The sequence below is a fragment of the Paraburkholderia sp. RL18-101-BIB-B genome (assembly GCF_046026985.1).
Taxonomy (GTDB): domain Bacteria; phylum Pseudomonadota; class Gammaproteobacteria; order Burkholderiales; family Burkholderiaceae; genus Paraburkholderia.
Genome location: NZ_JARESV010000052.1, coordinates 12143 through 27609 on the forward strand (window position 1 = coordinate 12143; position 15467 = coordinate 27609).

Sequence of the window (15467 nt, forward strand, 5' to 3'; positions counted from 1 at the left end):
TTTTGAACGCGGCGCAGGCCGGCCGCGTCTCTCCTTGCCTCAGGCTTTTTTCCAGCGGAAATCGATGAAAACCATTCCCGGACCGGTGATGCTCGACGTGGTCGGCAAAACGCTGAACGACGACGACAAGCGCCGCCTTGCCCATCCGATGACCGGCGGCGTGATCCTGTTCGCGCGCCATTACGAGAGCCGCACGCAACTGATCGCGCTGACCGACTCGATCCGCGCGATCCGTGAGGATCTGCTGATCGCCGTCGACCACGAAGGCGGGCGCGTGCAGCGCTTTCGCACCGACGGCTTCACCGTGCTGCCTGCGATGGGCAAGCTCGGCACGTTGTGGGACAGCGATGTGCTGCACGCCACCAAAGTGACAACGGCCGTCGGCTATATCCTCGCGACGGAGTTGCGCGCGTGCGGCATCGACATGAGTTTCACGCCGGTGCTCGATCTGAACTATGGTCAATCGCAGGTGATCGGCGACCGCGCGTTCCACCGCGATCCGCGTGTGGTGACCTTGCTCGCCAAGAGCCTCAACCACGGACTCGCGCTGGCCGGCATGAGCAATTGCGGCAAGCATTTCCCGGGGCACGGCTTCGCACAGGCGGATTCGCATGTCGCTATGCCGGTCGACGACCGCTCGCTCGAGGAGATTCTGCGCGACGACGTGGCGCCGTACGACTGGCTCGGCTTGTCGTTGGGATCGGTGATTCCCGCGCATGTGATCTATCCGCAGGTCGATTCGAAGCCGGCGGGTTTCTCGCGCGTCTGGCTGCAGGACATTCTGCGCAACAAGCTGCGCTTCGAAGGCGCCATTTTCAGCGACGATCTGTCGATGGAAGCCGCGCGCCAAGGCGGCACGCTGACCGAAGGCGCGAGCGCCGCGCTGCAAGCCGGCTGCGACATGGTGCTGATCTGCAATCAGCCGGACGAAGCGGAGAAGGTACTGGATGCGCTGCGCTTTACGCCGTCGAAGGAATCGCAACGGCGCTTGCAACGCATGCGGCCGCGCGGCAAGGCGTTGAAGTGGAGCAAGCTGGTCGCTGATCCGCAGTACCTGCAAGCGCAGGCGCTGCTGCGTAGCGCGTTTGCATAAGCCGCGAGAACAGTTGGCAAGCAAGTAAAAAAAACGGCGCCTTCAATGAAGGCGCCGTTTTTTTCAGCCAGGGCCGACCGCGAGCGATCGCAGAGGCACTCCACTCAATTCAAGCGCATGCGTTGCAGCTTGTTGTACAGCGTCTTCGGACTGATGCCCAGCAGCGACGCCGCCCGGTGACGCGTACCGCCGACTGCGTCGAGCGTAGCGCGAATCAGCATTTCCTCGACGTCCGCGAGCGGCGTGCCCACGGTAACTTGCACGCGGCTGCCATTCAGATCGCGGCCGTTCGCCGAGCCCGCCTCATCGGCACGCAGCGATTCCAGCACGTCGCCGGACGCGTGATATGCGCGCCGCACGCGGTCCTGCAACTCGCGCACATTGCCCGGCCATTCATACGCGAGACACTCGCGCAGGAAGTTCGGCGCGACCTGCTTGGCGGTCTCCGCCGAGCCGCGCGTCAACCCTTCGTGATTCAATTCGTCGACCAACGCCTGGGCGATCAGCGCCGGATCTTCGCCGCGCTCGCGCAGCGGCGGCAGCGTGACGGCGGCCGCTTCGAGGCGCAGCGCCAGATCTTCGTGCAGGCTGCCGTCGGCCACCGCCGCACGCGGCGCCTTGCGTGTCGAGGCGATCAGCCGGAAGTCCGTCACCACCTGATTCGTGCCGCCGACCCGCATGAAGGTCTGCGAATCGAGCGCACGCAGCAGCGCTTCCTGCTGGGCGCGCGGCAACTCGGCGATTTCGTCGATGAACAGCGTGCCGCCGCTCGCCTGCTCGAACAGGCCGGGTTCGCGTTGCTCGGCGCCGTTGAACGCGCCGCGTTCGTGACCGAACAGCAGGCTGTCGAGCGAGCGTTGCGCGGCCGCGCTATTCGCGCTGCGGCAGTCGAATGTGATGAACGGACCTTTACGGCGCCGGCTCATGTCGTGCATCGTGCGCGCCGCGATCTGCTTGCCGGTGCCGGTTTCGCCGGAAATCAGCACGGCGGCTTCGGTCGGCGCGATATGTTCGATCGTGTCGTAGACGTGCTGGATCGCACCGCTGCGGCCGAGCATCGAGCCGAAACGGCCGAGTTGACGCAGCGACGCGCGCAGCGTCTGCACTTCTTCGGTCAGTTCGTACGGCCGCGGGATACGCGCGAGCAGGCTGCGCAAACGCGGAATGTTGACCGGCTTGAGCAGGTAGTCCCAGATGCCGTGCCGCAAACCCTCGATCGCGCTTTCCACTGTCGCATTGCCGGTCATGACGATCACGGGCAAGGCGCCGCCGGGCGGATGCGCGGGGAGGTGTTGCAGCAGGTCGAGTCCGCTGCCGTCCGGCAGGTTCAGGTCGACCAGCACGACGTCGGGAATGAAGCGTGTCAACGCGGCCCGGGCCTCCGCGATCGTGGTCGCGGTGTCGACGGAGAAGCCGTCGGCGGCGAGGATGGCGGACAGGCCTGACAGGCTATTAGGATCGTCTTCAACAATCAGGGCGTGTGGCATGGCGAGCGCAATTTTTAGATGGATGGAATACCCGATGCGCTGCGCCGATACGTTGGCGCGCGTCACGGGCGCGATGCTGGCCGGTACTGTCGGTCGAATTCCGAGTCGAATCCAGCGCCGCGCGCGCAACCTTGGCTCGCGCGGCGCAAGAGCGGCCGCGTCTGAGGTAGACAGGTCGTCCGGCGCGCGCACCAAGCACGGCACCGGGCAGAAAGGCGGCGATTCGACTCAAGTCGTTCAGGTCCTTTGCGTTATTAATTTGGGAGCCCGTCCTGACGTTTTGTAAGCGTGGACGGACGCCTGTATTTCCTTCACTCGGGCGGTCAGAAATCCCGATTGCTGTCGAAGAAGCGGCGTACTTCGAGTTCCGCTTGTTCGCGCGTCTTGCCGTAACGTTCCTGGATCAGGCCGGCGAGCTTGTCAGCGCGACCTTCGGCCTTGGTCAACTCGTCGTCCGTGAGTTCACCCCATGCCGTCTTGGCTTTGCCAACCATCTGCTTCCACTTGCCTTCAGCGATGTCGTTATTCATGTCGCATCTCCGGAGTTGAAGAAAATAAAGCCGTACTGGCCTGTATCCAGAGAGAAGCATGGACCGTGCCACGATAATTTATTTAAACTTATCAATGATTTGGTGACCGACATACGGGAAATTTGAGGTCGCGGTGTGGCAATTTCGAGAAGATCGCCGGTAAAGTTTTCCTCAACCATACACGGCGGCGCAAAAAAGAAAAAGCGCCCAAATTGGGCGCTTTTTTTGCCATTTTTTTCGCAGCGCCCGGCTTGGGGCGCTGGAATAAGGCGAGCAGGGCGCTTAAGCGCGGCTGCGGTACTCGTGCGTACGCGTGTCGATTTCGATCTTGTCACCGATGCTGCAGAAGAGCGGCACTTGCAGTTCGAAGCCGGTGTTCAGCTTGGCGTTCTTCAACACCTTGCCCGACGACGTGTCGCCCTTGACAGCCGGTTCCGTGTAGATGATCTCGCGGACCAGCGTGGTCGGCAGTTCGACCGAGATGGCTTTCTCGTTGTAGAACACGACTTCGCAAGCCATGCCGTCTTCGAGGTAATGGAGGGCGTCGCCCATCATTTCGCCTTCGACTTCGAACTGGTTGTAGTCGGCGTCCATGAACACGTACATCGGGTCGGCGAAGTACGAGTACGTCACTTCCTTGCGTTCCAGCACGACGACGTCGAACTTGTCGTCGGCCTTGTACACGCTTTCCATGCCTGCGCCGGTCAGCAGGTTCTTGAACTTCATCTTGACGACGGCGGAGTTGCGGCCCGATTTGTTGTATTCGGCCTTTTGCACAACCATTGCGTCTGCGCCGATCATCACGACGTTGCCGGTGCGGAGTTCCTGTGCGGTCTTCATAAAACTGTCCTGTACGAAATTAGTAGCTTCAACTTGTGCTCAACGGCATACGGCGCAAGCGGCTTCGGCGCTTTGCTCACCGCGCGCCGCGCCGCCGAAGCGGCTCGACGGGTCGCGAGCGAGTCAAGCGTGGCCGGCTTGCCGCGGGGAGCGGCGGGAGCGCCGCAAACCCGCGGTCTCTGCCATTCCCAGCAATCCGTTACCTGCTTTTTACCCGGTGCGGGCGTGTACACGAGTGGCGCCGATTCGCAACATACGTCCCTTTTTTGACATTCCACCTATCACGCTTTGATATTGGGGGAAGGTGTTGCATCTTTCGATGCCGGGTTGGCGAGCCGCTCAAACGAGTTGACCGGATTCCGCCGTTGCGATCGGGCCGCGCTTGCGTCGTCGGCCGTTGGATAACCGCTTATTTTAACTGAGTTTTTGCGAACAAGGCCAGATTTCCAGCGAGGTCGCCCACTTGAGCCAGTTCGCCGGCCCAATCGGCTGCGCGTTGCTTGAGCGCCGGCAAGTGACGCTGGAATTCCGCCCAGTCCGGGCGGCCCGTGCCGTTCCACGCGTGCCAGAAACGCGCAAGGGCGTCGCGGGCGTCCGCGGGCAGAGTGCGCGCGTAGTGCGCGAGCGCGGCGTCGAGCTTCGGCAGATGGGCGTCGTCGGCTTGTGGGTAGATATGCCAGACGAAGGGTTTGGCGGCCCATTGGGCGCGCACGAACGAATCCTCGCCGCGCACGAAATTGATGTCGCTTGCCCACAGCAGCGCGTCGTAGCCGGGCTGGTCGGTAAAGGCGAGGGCATGTGCGCTGAGGTTGCCGCGCACCGCGTGAGCGCCGGCGGCGAACGCGGGCAGTTCGAAAAAGCGCGCGACCGCGCCGGAAATGCGGCCTTCGGGCACCAGCAGGACGACCGGGTCCGCGCTATCGCGCCATTGTTCGAGCAGGCTGTCGGCGGCGGGGTTCTCGTAGGCGAACAGCGAGACGACGGTGGCCGCGGCGGGCGGCGGCGCGTGGCCGGTGGTCTGTTGCCACCATGCTCGGCGCGCGGTGGGCGATGCTTCAAAAGCCGCGCGCGCGCCGTCGAGATGCCGTTCCTTCAGCACGCCGCCGGTGCCGGGGCCGAGTCCGGGGAAAAAGAATGTCTTGGTCAGCGGATAGCGCGGATGAGGCGAGGGCCGCAGATGAAAATCCGCGACCCAGTCCTCGGCACTCAGATATTCGAGGTTGAACCACACCGGCGTACGTTCGCGCGCCGCCATCGCGGCGACATAGATGGACGGGAGTTCGCAGCCAAACGCCTCGATCACGACGTCGGCGACTTCGAGCCTATCGCCCGCATGAGCCGGCTCATGCCAGTGTTCGACGACGATGCCGCCGACCGTCTGGCGAGCGTGCTCCAGCGTCAGCGACGGGCACAGCTTCTGGAACGCATGCAGGTCGTCGACGAACACGCGCACCTGCCAGCCGTGCTCGCTCGCAAGCTGGCGCGCGAGGCGCCAGCACACGCCGATGTCGCCGAAATTGTCGATCACCGCGCAGAAGATGTCGCAGGCGATCGCCGTGGGCGTGTCAGCGGCTTGCTCGGAATGGGGCGTAGCGGAAGACATGATGGCCTGGGTCGCGGATTCGAACGGATGGAAGGAGTGGGGGGCGATGCGAATGATGCGTCGGTGCCGCGCTGCGTTGCGCGCCGACCCACGGCTGCCGACGCGTCGCCCGATTCAAGGCAACAGCGTTCGGACGCACGCGGAATGTTCTAAACTGGCGATTCTAAAGCACTCGTTCACGGTTGCGCGCGCAAGGCGTCCTGCGGTTCGTCCCGGCGCGCGGCACGCAGAGCGAGGCTTCGCGAGACCGTCCCACCTCAACCGATTCTGCATGACCGAACCCGAAGCAACCGACGCTTTCGAGCCGAAAAAAGTGCTCGCCCAACTGCCGCATCTGCCCGGCGTCTATCGCTATTACGATACGCACGGCGCGGTGCTTTACGTGGGCAAGGCGCGCGATCTGAAGAAGCGCGTCTCGAGCTACTTCACCAAGACGCTACTGTCGCCGCGCATCGCGATGATGGTGACGCGCATTGTGCGCATCGAGACGACCGTGACGCGCTCCGAGGCCGAAGCGCTGCTGCTCGAAAACAACCTGATCAAGGCGCTCGCGCCGCGCTACAACATTTTGTTTCGCGACGACAAGTCGTATCCCTACCTCAAGCTGACCGGCCACAAGTTTCCGCGCATGGCGTATTACCGTGGCGCGGTGGATCGCAAGAATCAGTATTTCGGTCCGTTTCCGAGTGCGTGGGCGGTGCGCGAGAGCATCCAGATTCTGCAGCGCGTGTTCCAGTTGCGCACCTGCGAAGACTCCGTGTTCAACAACCGCACGCGGCCTTGTCTTCTGCATCAGATCGGCCGCTGCACGGCGCCGTGCGTCGCGGCGATCACCGAAGAGGATTACGCGCGCGACGTCGCCAACGCATCGCGCTTTCTGCTCGGCCGCCAGGGCGAGGTGATGAAGGAACTCGAGCAGAAGATGCACGCCTTCGCCAGCGAGCTGAAGTTCGAGCAGGCCGCGGCGGTCCGTAACCAGATGAGTTCGCTGTCGACGGTGCTGCACCAGCAGGCGATCGAAGTCGGCAGCGACAGCGACGTCGATATTCTCGCGGTGGTCGCGCTGGGCGGTCGCGTGTGCGTGAATCTGGCGATGGTGCGCGGCGGTCGGCATCTGGGCGACAAGGCGTATTTCCCGGCGCATGTCGAAAGCGTATTGACGGCTGATGAGGGGGGATTGGCAGACGACGGCGCGGCGTTGACCGATACCGCTATCGAGTCCGGTTCGCTCGCGGAAGACAACGCGGGCGGTGAGGCGGAGTCGGCCGATGCCGCCGATGCGCTCGCGATCGCGCAAGAGATGCCATCGGAAGACGAAGAGGACGACGCGTCCGATGAAGCCGACGACGCACCCGACGAAGACGACGCACTCGGAGAAGCCGATTCCGAACCCACGAAACCGCGCAAAGGCCGCGCAACCGGCGGGATCGAAGCCGAAGTCCTCGAAGCGTTCATCGCCCAGCATTACCTGGGCAATCGCGTGCCGCCGGTGCTGGTGGTCAGCCACGCCCCCGCCAACCGCGAACTCGTCGACGTGCTGATCGAGCAGGCCGGCCACAAAGTCACCGTGCTGCGCCAGCCACAAGGCCAACGGCGCGCCTGGCTCGCGATGGCCGAGCAGAACGCGCGGCTCGCGCTCGCGCGCCTGCTCTCGGAGCAAGGCTCGCAGCAAGCCCGCACGCGCGCGCTGACCGACACGCTCGGCATGGAGTGCGACGATCTCGCGCATTTACGTATTGAATGCTTCGACATCAGCCACACGATGGGTGAAGCGACGCAGGCGTCGTGCGTGGTGTATCACCATCACAAGATGCAGTCGTCGGAATACCGCCGCTACAACATCACCGGCATTACGCCCGGCGATGATTACGCCGCGATGCGCCAGGTGCTCACGCGCCGCTACGAGAAGATGGTCGAGCAAGCCGCCGCGAATGCCGCTGACGAAGCCGCGGAGTTGCAAAGCGACGCGGCCGCCGATCCGTCGCTCACGCCGGACGCCGCGGAGCCGGTCGCGGCCGGCGGCATCCTGCCGACTATCGTGCTGATCGACGGCGGCAAGGGCCAGGTCGAAATCGCGCGCCAGGTGTTCACGGAACTGGGTCTCGATACCGGCATGCTGGTCGGCGTCGCGAAGGGCGAGGGACGCAAGGTCGGCCTCGAAACCCTGATTTTCGCCGACGGCCGCGCGCCGCTCGAACTCGGCAAGGAAAGCGCCGCACTCATGCTGGTCGCACAGATCCGCGACGAAGCGCACCGCTTCGCCATCACCGGCATGCGCGCGAAGCGCGGCAAGACGCGTCAGACCTCGCGGCTCGAAGAACTCGAAGGGGTGGGCGCGAAGCGGCGTCAGCGTTTGCTCGCGCGCTTTGGGGGACTGCGCGGCGTGGTCGCCGCCAGTGTCGAAGATCTGGCAAGTGTCGAAGGCATTTCGCAGGCGCTCGCGGAGCAGATTTACCGGCAATTGCACTGATCGCGGCGGCTTCGGCCGTCCGCTCAGCCTCCTTCGAGCGGCGCCGCTACGGCGCGCGCGGCCAGCCCGGCGCGCCGCTTTGCTTGTGGCAGGCCTTGTGACACGGCACAATTGCATCTCCCTTGTCAGACGCTGCGCCTGCCCATGCCGTTCAATTTCCCGATTTTCCTGACTTGGCTGCGGATCGTCCTGATCCCGCTCGTCGTCGGTGTGTTCTATTTGCCCGACATGATGATGAGCCCCGCGCACCGCAATCTGGCGGCCGCGACCATCTTCATTCTGGCGGCGCTGACCGACTGGTTCGACGGCTTTCTGGCGCGCAAGTGGAATCAGACCTCGGCATTCGGCGCGTTCCTCGATCCGGTCGCCGACAAGCTGATGGTGACCGCCGCGTTGCTGGTGCTCGTGCAACTCGCGCGAATCGATTCGGCGATCGCGCTCGTGATCGTCGGGCGCGAGATCGCGATCTCGGCGCTGCGCGAATGGATGGCGCAAATCGGCGCATCGAAGAGCGTCGCGGTGAATTCGCTCGGCAAGTTCAAGACCGTTTGTCAGATGGTGGCGATTCCCATGCTGCTGTTCTACGGGCCGCTGTCGTTCGGTGGCGGCGTGGTGGTCGATACGCGTGTGTGGGGCTTATGGCTCATCTATCTGGCCGCGTTCCTGACGATCTGGTCGATGCTCTATTACATGAAGCTCGCATGGCCGCAGATTCGCGAACGGGGCGGCGTGGCCTGAGTTTTCGTCGTGGTGGAGGGCGCCCGGCGCGTGTCCGAACTTCGCTGGCGCATGAGTGAAATTTGTTCGGTAAAAGAGATACGCAAAAGGGGTTGACACGTTTCAGTCGTTTCTCCATAATCTCGTTTCTCCGATGCACGCAGTTCGAAACATCGGTGGCAGTAAAGAGTAGTTGCAGTAACAAGGCAGCAGATAGCACGGCAAAAGCAGCACAATGCGGGAGTAGCTCAGTTGGTAGAGCGCAACCTTGCCAAGGTTGAGGTCGCGAGTTCGAGCCTCGTCTCCCGCTCCAAATTTTTGAAGCAACGCGTTGTTTGGCAAGTAATAGTGCAAGGCGTTGTGAAGCAGTTCAATGCGGGAGTAGCTCAGTTGGTAGAGCGCAACCTTGCCAAGGTTGAGGTCGCGAGTTCGAGCCTCGTCTCCCGCTCCATACATAAGGGGAAGCAACGCTTCCCTTTTTGTTTGGTGGCCCGGTCCATCCGGTTGTCCGCTAAACAAAATCTGCGAATCTGTTGCTAGGTTCCAGTCCGCTTGCGGCGCGATAGCAAAGCGGTTATGCAGCGGCCTGCAAAGCCGTTTAGGCCGGTTCGACTCCGGCTCGCGCCTCCAGTAGTTGATGTAAAGAAAAGCCCCGACTTGTCGGGGCTTTTCTTTTTTCGGCGTCGGTTTCTCTGGCGGAGTTGATACATATGCTGACGTGGCAGCAGTTCTCTTTGCTTCTGCTAATCGCGCCGGCAGCCGGGTTGATTCTCTGCGTTGCCGTTATCGTGACGGATGTGGCGCACAATTCGTGGTTCGCGCTTCATCACCCGATCCGGATGGACCTGTATCTCTCGCAGATCGTCTTTCTACTGTTCATCGCGTTCACGGTCCGTACGGCCGGGCGAGGGGCTGTGAACCGGCGCACTGCGCTGCACGTGATCGATTGAACAGCGCGCCTGCTTTACGTCATTGCTTGTCCACACCGAGGCTGCATGTACCTACAACTCACCGGCACCCACGTTCGCCTGCTCGGCTCGATGCATCTCTTTCCGGCGACAAGCCGAAGAACCCCGCCGTGGATTGCCGAAGCGTATGACTGGGCGGAAGCGCTCGTCTTTGAGTCCGATCCGCCGACGATCCTGCCGTTTCTGAAGGCCGACCGACGAGGCGGCGCGGAGCAACTGCAGCCCTTGCTATCCGCCGACGCATGGCAGCAACTTCACGCGGCATGGCCCGTTGAAGGGCCGCTTGCGCCGCTCACCGATCTTCGTCCGTGGGCCGCGTTGATCGTCGCGCCGACGCTGTTCCAACAAGTCGTCGAAGGTGTCGAGCCGCGCATGCTGCGCTCGGCGATTACGCAGGCCAAGCCCTATCGCTATCTCGAGAGCGCGCAGGAGGTAGCGGCGGCGCTCGAATCGATTCCGCTCGACGCCGTCGGCGCGGCGCTCGGCTTGCTGATGTCAGACCTCGACGAACCGCAGCGCACGCTCGAGCGCATGCACGCGGCCTGGCTGGAGGGCGATCTGCTTGCCGTGCACCAGATCGCCATCGATTCGCCGATGTTCAATCTGCCGGGCATCCGGCATGCGATTCTCGACGAGCGCAATCGCGCATGGGCGGCGCGCTTGACTGAGGTCCTCACGCGGCCGGAGCGCACGTTGGTGGTCGTCGGCGCGCTGCATCTGTGCGGCCCCGGCAATCTGATCGACTGTCTCGCGCGGCCCGTCGAGCCGGTCTTTGCCAACCCATAGCAAAGCCGTCGCCGCGCGAGCGTGGCAGCCTGATGCGGCCTGCATCGGTTCGAAAGCGGTCCGGCTCGCACGCGATCCGAGGGAACTCTCGCGCCGGGGTTTTGCCCCAAGGTAAAGCACGTCGCTATACACTACCCGCCTACCACTTCGGCCACGCCGGTCGCCCTAGGGAATACAACATGCATGTGCCACCGACGCCCAGTAACGAAAGCGCCCGTCTCGACACCCTGCGTGCGCTGCATATTCTCGATACGTTGCCGGAAGAGCGCTTCGATCGTCTGACCCGGCTCGCCAAGCGACTCTTCAGTGTGCCCATCGCGCTCGTGAGTCTGGTCGATGCGGACCGTCAATGGTTCAAGTCGTGTGTCGGCCTGAAGACGAGCGAGACCTCGCGTGACGTATCATTCTGCGCGCACGCGATTCTCGGCGACGAAATCATGATGGTGCCCGACACGCTCGCGGACGAGCGGTTTCACGACAATCCGCTCGTCACGGACAACCCGAATATCCGTTTCTACGCCGGCTGTCCGCTCACGGTGCCCAACGGCAGCAAGCTCGGCACGCTCTGTCTGATCGACACCAAGCCGCGCGGCCTCGACGAAGAAGAGCGCGAATTGCTGCGCGATCTGGCGCGCATGGCCGAGCAGGAGTTGGCGGCGGTGCAGTTGGCCACGCTCGACGATTTGACGCTGCTGTCGAACCGGCGCGGTTTCGAGGCACTAGCGCAACATGCGCTGAACGTTTGCAAGCGGATGCACAAACCGGCATCGCTGCTGTTCTTCGACCTGAACGATTTCAAGCAGATCAACGACACGCTCGGCCACGCCGAAGGCGATCGCGCGCTGAAGACCTTCGCCGACGTCTTGCGCACCGCGTTGCGCGAAAGCGATGTGATCGGGCGGCTCGGCGGCGATGAGTTCGTCGTGCTGCTCACCGATACGGACAGCGGCGCCACGCAGGAAGTGACGCAGCGTCTCACGCAGTTGCTGGCCGAGCGCAATGCCGAAGCGCAGCGTGGCTATGACATCCGCTATAGCGTCGGGCAGATTCAATACGATTCTGCCCGGCACCAATCGATTGCCGAACTGCTGGCGGCCGCCGACGCCGCGATGTACAGCCACAAACAGGCATCGAAGGCGCGCGCGGTCCATCGCAACTGAGCGCGGCACGGCGGCGAAAAAAACCGTCGCGCGCGGCATAATCACGCATCGCCGCTCTCCGTGCGGTGCGACTCTTTCTTTAGAACGTTGTCATGACTGAACCGCAGCAAACCGCCGCCACGCGGCTGGCGCAACTTGATTGGCGCTGGAAATCCTTCGACGACCTCACGGGCATCGAGGTCTATACGATGCTGGGCGCACGCAGCACGGTGTTCGTCATCGAGCAGAACTGCTTGTATGGCGATATCGACGGGCTCGATATGGATGCGTGGCATCTGCTGGTCTATGGCCCCGATGAAAAACGGCCGGCGCTCGCGGGTTATCTGCGCGTGCTGTTGCCCGATGCGGACGACGCCGATATCCGCATCGGCCGTGTGCTCACGACCGCTGAATTCCGTGGCATCGGTCTGGGCAACGCGATGCTCGAACGGTCGCTGACGCACATTCGCGCGCAGTGGCCCGGCACGCCGATTCGTTTGCATGCGCAGGCGCATCTGCAAGCCTTCTATGGTGCGTTCGGCTTCGCGCCCGTTTCGGAGATTCACGAAGAAGACGGCATCCCGCATGTGTGGATGCGGTCGGCCTGAAGCGGCTACCGCATACAGAGCCCGGCGCGGGCGCGCCGGGTTGTCAATCGAATCGTAGAGTCAGTGCTGGCCGCGCGCCGGCGCCGAAGCCGTGGGCGCTAGGGTCTGCCTGGCTTTCGCACGCTGTTCGCCACGCAAGCGTCCGCGCGCCGACAGCCGCATCCAGTGACGCAAGGCGAGCAGCGCGCCGATCACGCTCATCATCGAACCCGGAATCCACAGCAACAGTCCGCCGATCTGCTGATCGCGCATCGGGCTCAACCACGTGAACGCGCGGCCACAGATCGAGTAGATCGGATACAGCTCGCGCGGCGTGAAGAAGATGAACGCGCCGAGAATGATCTGCGGCGGAATCGCGGCGATCACCACCAGCACGCGCTTGCCCGGCGACAGACGCGCCGGCGGCGCGGGACGTGGATCGAGCACGAGCCACCAGAACAGCAGGCCGTCGATCACCATGCTCCAGTTCATCACGCGATAAAGCCGCCAGTCGAGCATCGCCATGAAATGAATCGGCGACATCAGCCAGAAGTAGATCAGCCCGACGAACAGCGTCACCGCGACGACGGGATGCATCACCACGTCGAGCAGCTTGCGCACTACCGGTGTTTCCAGCGCGGGCCGCACGAAACGCTGCCGCCACCTGAACGGAATCCCCGCGCGCAACGCCGCGCCCGGATACGACAGCGCGATAAAGAACGGCCCGAGGTGATGCAGCACCAGATGCTGCGCGCGATGCATGAAGAACTCATGCTCGAAGAAATAATCGAGCCGCGTATGCAACGCGACATACAACGCCACCAGCCCAAACCAGAAGGAGATGCGCCGCGCGACCGTCACCTTCGCTTTACGCGCGCCGCGCACGAACAGGATCGCGGGCACCAGCAGCGCGATCACGACGGTTGGCGAAAACTCCCAGGGATCGAGCCAGTAGAGCAGATTCATCGCGGCACGTTATCTGGTTACTTGGTTTGCGCCGGCGACTTGACGGCGAACGGCGTGTCGAGCGTTTCGCCGTCGGAGAACTTGAGCGTGAGATGCACGGTGTCACCCGGCGCGACCTTGTGCTTCGCGTCTTCGAGCATCACGTGATAGCCGCCGGGCGCGATGGCGACCTGGCCATGCGCGGGCACCGTCAGCTTGTCGACCATCACCATCTTCTGCGACGAACCGTTCGACACGGTCTGATGCAGCATCGCATCGCCATAGTCGTTGCTGGAGATATCGACGAGGTCGACTGGTTTGTCGCTCGCATTGACGAGCGTCACATAGCCGGCGGCGGGCAGGTTGTTGGGCAGCCAGCGGACCCACGCGTCTTTCGCGCTGATCGCGTTGGCGCCCGCTGCTTGCGCGGTCGATGCGGCACCGAACGAAAGGGCGAGGGCGCAACTCAGTGCAGCGAACGTTTTGATCTTGATCGACATGGTTGAACTCGGGAAAGGTCAGGAACGGTCATCGATGATGCGGCGCAGGTCTTGCGCGATCGCATCGGGCGTGTCGTGATCGGTGGCCAGCAGGCGCGCGTGGCCCTCGCTGTCGAACACGTAGACGGCGGAACTATGGGTGACTTCATAGTTGCCGGAAGGATCGCGCTTTTCCATCTGATAGGCGACGCGGTAACGCTTGGCGAGCGACTCGATCTGCCAGTCGGTGCCGGTCAGCCCCTCGGCATGTTTCGAGTCGAAGGCGCCGACGTAGTCGTGCAAAGCCTGCGCCGTATCGCGCGCGGGATCGACGGTGATGAACAGGATCCGCACCTTCCGCGCGTCGGGGCCGAGCTTGCCGAGCACCTGCATCAGCCGGGCCATCGTTTCAGGGCAGACGTCCGGACAATGCGTGTAGCCGAAATAAACGAGCGAGGCGCGGCCCTTGAACGAATCGCCGTTGACGGGGCGGCCATCGTCGCCGGTCAGCTTGAAATCGAGGTCAGGCAAGTGACCGGTCACATTGGTCAATTGCCACGTTTCCGTGCGATGCGTGCAGCCGGCGAGCGCCGTCAGCGCGCCCAGCATAACCGTCGCCGCAAACAGGCGCGCGGACCACGGCCTGCGTGAAATTGCGGGGTGCAGTTGCGGGTGCCGGGATGAGAAGATCGGGAACAAAGCAGGGTTCAGTGACTCGATTGAATGGCGGCGCCGCTCGATGCGCGTGTGGCGCGTGCGCGGTCATAGTGTGCAAATATGGTCGTAACGGCAATGATCCGCGTGGCAGCGACTTTAGCGCAAATTGGCCGATGGCGTCGCGCAGAGCCCACGGGCGGGCGGTTTGCGAGGCAATTTGACGCAGGCGGCTGAAAGCTGGGTGAAGCCCGATTGTTCCCGTTTTGAACGCAATCGCCGGCGAGGCTCGCGTGTGGCGCCCGGCTGGGCTTGTGCCCAGCCTTACTTTCTCGAAAAATTGGTGGATGCGCGGTAAGATGCGCACACTTTTCCGGCCGCAGAAGGCTGAAAGGCAAAACTAACCGATGCAAGCACTTCCGGCTGTTCTGTCTCCGAGCGAGACGGCATTTTTCTTCGATTTCGACGGCACGCTCGTCGAACTCGCCCCCACGCCGGACGGCGTGCTGGTGCAACCTCGCGTGAACGACTTGCTGAGCGAGTTGCGCAGTTTGACGAACGGCGCGGTCGCGGTCGTGTCGGGCCGCGGTATCGACAGCATCGACAGTTTTCTGAACATGCCCGATCTGCCGATTGCCGGTCTGCACGGCGCCGAGCGGCGCGATGCGAACGGCGACACGCAGCGCATTGGCTTCCATGACGAGCGGCTGCTGCGCATGGAGCAGGTGCTCGCGCAGGTGGTCAACGAAAACCCCGGCATGCTGCTCGAGATCAAGGGCGCGGCCGTGGCGCTGCACTACCGGAATGCGCCGGATCGCGAGCCGCTGGCGCGCGAGGCGACCGAGCGGCTGGTGGCCGATTACGCCGGCTCCTACGTGCTGCAGCCGGGCAAGATGGTCTACGAAATCAAACCCAAAGATGTCGACAAGGGCCGCGCGCTGCGCGCGTTCCTCGACGAGCCGCCGTTCGTCGGCCGCAAGCCGGTCTTTGCCGGCGACGATCTGACCGACGAGAAGGGCTTCGCCGTCGTCAACGAACGTGGCGGCGTGTCGATCAAGGTCGGGCCGGGCGAGACGATGGCGCATACGCGCATCGGCTCGGTGACGGGCCTGCTCGACTGGCTGGCATCGATCGTCGCGGCGGCGCGCACAGCATGATGACCACGCCGC

Annotated in this window: 15 protein-coding genes and 3 tRNA genes; 11 read left to right on the forward strand and 7 right to left on the reverse strand. The window is 63.3% G+C overall.

Annotated elements, in window-relative coordinates:
- Positions 1–64: 64 nt before the first annotated feature.
- Positions 65–1093, forward strand: a complete 1029-nt coding sequence (gene nagZ, locus P0D73_RS38850) for a beta-N-acetylhexosaminidase (protein ID WP_408435357.1) — start codon at positions 65–67, stop codon at positions 1091–1093.
- 104 nt (positions 1094–1197) lie between these two features.
- On the opposite strand, the gene P0D73_RS38855 is transcribed toward nagZ, so the two are convergent.
- The 4 genes from P0D73_RS38855 to earP form a co-directional block, all read right to left on the reverse strand.
- Positions 1198–2580 (reverse strand): sigma-54-dependent transcriptional regulator, encoded by a 1383-nt coding sequence (locus tag P0D73_RS38855; RefSeq protein ID WP_408181706.1) that lies wholly within the window; start codon positions 2578–2580, stop codon positions 1198–1200.
- Between the two features lie 323 nt (positions 2581–2903).
- Entirely contained in the window at positions 2904–3110 is a 207-nt protein-coding gene (locus tag P0D73_RS38860; RefSeq protein WP_062127806.1) for a CsbD family protein, read from the reverse strand.
- Between the two features lie 282 nt (positions 3111–3392).
- Complete coding sequence (gene efp, locus P0D73_RS38865) at positions 3393–3950, reverse strand: elongation factor P (RefSeq protein WP_201644888.1); 558 nt, start codon at positions 3948–3950, stop codon at positions 3393–3395.
- 409 nt (positions 3951–4359) lie between these two features.
- Entirely contained in the window at positions 4360–5553 is a 1194-nt protein-coding gene (earP, locus tag P0D73_RS38870) for an elongation factor P maturation arginine rhamnosyltransferase EarP (protein ID WP_408435359.1), read from the reverse strand.
- Positions 5554–5824: 271 nt separating this feature from the next.
- On the opposite strand from earP, the gene uvrC reads away from it, so the two are divergent.
- The 9 genes from uvrC (at position 5825) to P0D73_RS38915 (ending at position 12241) form a co-directional block, all read left to right on the forward strand.
- Complete coding sequence (uvrC, locus tag P0D73_RS38875; protein WP_408435361.1) at positions 5825–8023, forward strand: excinuclease ABC subunit UvrC; 2199 nt, start codon at positions 5825–5827, stop codon at positions 8021–8023.
- Between the two features lie 144 nt (positions 8024–8167).
- Positions 8168–8761: a CDP-diacylglycerol--glycerol-3-phosphate 3-phosphatidyltransferase gene (gene pgsA / locus P0D73_RS38880; RefSeq protein WP_132373590.1), complete on the forward strand. Its 594-nt coding sequence runs from the start codon at positions 8168–8170 to the stop codon at positions 8759–8761.
- A gap of 216 nt (positions 8762–8977) precedes the next feature.
- A tRNA-Gly gene (locus P0D73_RS38885) sits at positions 8978–9053 on the forward strand.
- Positions 9054–9115: 62 nt separating this feature from the next.
- Positions 9116–9191 (forward strand) — tRNA-Gly (locus P0D73_RS38890).
- Positions 9192–9296: 105 nt separating this feature from the next.
- A tRNA-Cys gene (locus tag P0D73_RS38895) sits at positions 9297–9370 on the forward strand.
- Positions 9371–9450: 80 nt separating this feature from the next.
- Positions 9451–9690 (forward strand): hypothetical protein, encoded by a 240-nt coding sequence (locus P0D73_RS38900; RefSeq protein WP_408181711.1) that lies wholly within the window; start codon positions 9451–9453, stop codon positions 9688–9690.
- Positions 9691–9735: 45 nt separating this feature from the next.
- Positions 9736–10494: a TraB/GumN family protein gene (locus P0D73_RS38905; protein ID WP_408181712.1), complete on the forward strand. Its 759-nt coding sequence runs from the start codon at positions 9736–9738 to the stop codon at positions 10492–10494.
- Positions 10495–10673: 179 nt separating this feature from the next.
- Positions 10674–11654, forward strand: a complete 981-nt coding sequence (locus P0D73_RS38910) for a sensor domain-containing diguanylate cyclase (RefSeq protein ID WP_408181714.1) — start codon at positions 10674–10676, stop codon at positions 11652–11654.
- Between the two features lie 92 nt (positions 11655–11746).
- Positions 11747–12241 (forward strand): GNAT family N-acetyltransferase, encoded by a 495-nt coding sequence (locus P0D73_RS38915; RefSeq protein ID WP_408181715.1) that lies wholly within the window; start codon positions 11747–11749, stop codon positions 12239–12241.
- 60 nt (positions 12242–12301) lie between these two features.
- Here the strand turns inward: P0D73_RS38915 and P0D73_RS38920 are convergent, their stop codons facing one another.
- The 3 genes from P0D73_RS38920 to P0D73_RS38930 are packed head-to-tail and all read right to left on the reverse strand — an operon-like array spanning position 12302 to position 14253.
- Positions 12302–13186, reverse strand: coding sequence for a cytochrome c oxidase assembly protein (locus P0D73_RS38920; protein WP_408181717.1), 885 nt, complete (start codon positions 13184–13186; stop codon positions 12302–12304).
- Between the two features lie 17 nt (positions 13187–13203).
- The gene (locus P0D73_RS38925) at positions 13204–13665 is read right to left on the reverse strand and encodes a copper chaperone PCu(A)C (protein WP_408181718.1); all 462 of its coding nucleotides are present in this window, start codon (positions 13663–13665) and stop codon (positions 13204–13206) included.
- Positions 13666–13683: 18 nt separating this feature from the next.
- Complete coding sequence (locus P0D73_RS38930) at positions 13684–14253, reverse strand: SCO family protein (RefSeq protein WP_408181720.1); 570 nt, start codon at positions 14251–14253, stop codon at positions 13684–13686.
- Between the two features lie 452 nt (positions 14254–14705).
- Between P0D73_RS38930 and otsB the strand changes: the two genes are divergently transcribed.
- A complete protein-coding gene (gene otsB, locus P0D73_RS38935) occupies positions 14706–15455 on the forward strand; it encodes a trehalose-phosphatase (RefSeq protein WP_408181721.1) in 750 nt (249 codons plus the stop codon).
- Positions 15456–15467 lie beyond the last annotated feature (12 nt).